1 protein-coding gene is annotated in these 3,054 nt (G+C 54.0%); it reads left to right on the plus strand.

Annotated elements, in window-relative coordinates:
- Positions 1 to 277: 277 nt before the first annotated feature.
- On the plus strand, positions 278 to 3,054 hold a 2,777-nt coding region (locus P4L78_RS04520), incomplete at its 3' end, for a TonB-dependent receptor domain-containing protein (protein WP_309327098.1).

Raw genomic sequence — 3,054 nt, forward strand, 5'->3', positions numbered from 1 at the left:
CTTCGTTTCGCGCTGTTGGTATGCGCCAATCTGCCTTAGGCAGATGTTCAATTGTCTCAACGGGAGCAGAGTGCATTTATTTGTGTGCCGACTCTCCGTTGTAGCTGCACACCTGTACGCAGATAAGTTTCCGATGGTACGTCGAACCCAAGAGTTAGGCGACCTCCGGTAGAAGAACTATCTCAGCACCGTCAGGATGACAGAGATAGCAATTTGAGCGAAGCAGGATACCAACCCCGGACTCGTCATAGCCCGGGCAACTCTGGAGGCTCCATTCATGAATGTCCAAACTGTTCCGGGCAGGTTTGTCCGGAAGGAAGTACGCTCCTCTAACCACAAGCAACTCTGCCGGCAGGGAATGGCAGAAGGTACAGTGCTGAGCATCATGCGCCGTGCGTCTTTTGCGCTCCTTATCGGAGTTGCGCCCATGCTCGCACTCAATGTTCTGGCGCCGTCGGCTTATGGGCAGGCTAGTTCCAGTTCCGATGCGGTGGGTCGGGTGACCGATGCAACCGGCGCCAGCATTGCGGGCGCGGTTGTGCACCTGATCAATAACGCAACGGGTGCCGAACGTGTGGCCACGACAAACGAAAGCGGTGACTGGTCCATTCCGAACATTCCCCCGGCGAGTTATCGTTTGCGTATCGAAAAGCCGGGATTCAAGAGCAGTGAGATCAAGGCTCTGGAAGTGGAGATCGGCAAGGCCTCAGATAGTAAGACGGTGCTGAGTATTGGCTCGGCAACCGAGACGGTGGAAGTGACCACTATGCCTCCGCAGTTGCAGACACAGGAGGCAACAGTCGGTCAGGTCATCAGCTCAGCTCAGATCAACGACCTGCCGTTGAATGGGCGTAACGTACTCCAGCTTGCAACCCTGGCGCCGGGTGTTTCTCCTGCGCAGACGGGGCAGACAGGCGTCCCCGGCCGTTACGGTCAGCGCCAGATCTTCATTACCGTTGATGGAGGCCGTGCCAGCTCCACGAATTACGTGCTCGATGGAACCTACATCCGTTCGGTTCGCTTCAATAATATGTCGATCTTGCCGGACGTTGAAGCATTGCAGGAGTTCAACCTGCTGCGTAACTCCTTCTCGACCGAGTACGGTCAGGGCGAGGCAGTTGTCTCGATGGTAACCAAGTCAGGATCCAATTCCTTGCATGGTTCGGCGTACGACTTTGCGCGCAACAGCATCTTCGATGCGCGCAACTACTTTGCGACACCGGCGGCGATTGGTAGTTCGGTAAAGCCGCACTTCAGTCGCCAGCAGTATGGTGGATCTGCGGGTCTTCCGATCAAAAGAGATAAGATGTTTGTCTTCGGTGCATTTGAGGGCCTTCGCACGAGCCGGGACACGCCGGTGTTTGCCTTCTACCCAACCGCGGCACAACTTGGAACAGCGACCAATACGTTTACTCAGGTATTGCAGCCGACCATTCCGACGCCAACCACCGCGGGCGCACTTCCATCGCTCCCTGGTGGAAATAACTACAGCTCAATTGCCGTCACGACCGACAACTTTGATGAGTACGTGGTGCGTGCTGACCAGACGCTTTCTTCGCGCAACATGCTGTTCGAGCGGTATATCGACTACAACTCGCTTGAATATATACCGAACTCTACAGGCGGCAATGGCGGAATCAATAACAAGCTGATCGGCCGCAATGCGGTGATTGGACACACTTTTCTGATTTCACCAACCATTGTGAACGAGGTACGTGCTGGGTACAACTCCTACTACAACTGGGAGATTGGTGTCGGAATCAACCCGGGTACGAATTGGGATAAAAAGATCGGTCTCGCAAACGTATCTGGCCTGACAGATCCCACGCTGTATGGCCGTCCAACCTTCACCATCGTTGGTTTTAGCCAGGTTTTTGATAGCTATACCAACCAGGGCGGTAACGAAAACATCCTCAGCTTTGGCGACTCCCTCAGCTTTATCAAAGGCAAGCACACTCTCAAGGCGGGTTTCCAGATGCAGAATCGCCGTATTATTTTGAGAGCGGATAACAACTCGACGGGTACCTTCACGTTCGGCGCTGGTGGCGGGACCGACCCATCAACCGGCAATCCATACACTGCTTTGGCAAACTACCAGCGCGGATTCTGCACTATTTGCGTTGGCAACAATGGCACCACTCTTGGGCACTACCGCGACAATACCTACGGAGCATTTATATCCGATGTATGGCAGGTAGGCCGCAAACTCACAGTTAACGCCGGCCTTCGCTGGGAGTACAGCGCGCCATTCGTCGAGCAGAACGGCCTCGAGGGCACACTGAATCCCTCGAGCGGCAAAATTGAGTACAGCAAGGTTCCGGCTCTTAGCTCAATTCCTACAATCTTCCTGCCGTACGTCGAGACAACCAATACGTTCAACCCAGGTATCATCAACCCGAACAAAAAGGGCTTTGGTCCACGTATCGGTATTGCATATGAAGTTCGTCCCGGTCTCGTGTTCCGTGCTGGCGGTGGCATCTACTTTGACAACATCAATACCAATGAATTGCAGTTCACACGTTACGCCGCGCCACTCTACTACCAACAGTCGTTGAACAATCAGTTTATTAGCAACCTGTTTCCGGATCCAAAGACCTTGGCGCTCACCTCGGCCGGCTTGCCTGCGCCGTTCTCAATTCTGCCCAATAACACCACGCCGTACACCATGGAGTGGAACGCCAGCGTGCAAAAGGATATTGGCAAAGGCGTTACCGTCGAAGTGGCTTATACTGCGGTCGGAACCCACCATCTTTGGAAGCGGTATGACCAGAATATGGACGAACTTACACCGGGCTTAACCTCGCCTGGCGTCAGTAACACGACTAATGTGGGTGTTCGTCCGTTTCCGGCGTTCCAGCACGGCATCCTAACCACCAGTACCAAAGCCTCCGCAAACTTCAACGGCGGCTCGGTCAAGGTTGAGAAACGAATGGGCAACGGGCTGTTCGTACTGGGCAGCTATCAGTGGTCGAAAAACCTGGATAACAACACTGGCGAACAGGATGCGAACGATACCTCGTATGCCAGCAACTTTGCGTTTGATCATTCCTATGC

This window comes from Silvimonas sp., from assembly GCF_031291215.1.
Taxonomy (GTDB): domain Bacteria; phylum Pseudomonadota; class Gammaproteobacteria; order Burkholderiales; family Chitinibacteraceae; genus Silvimonas; species Silvimonas soli.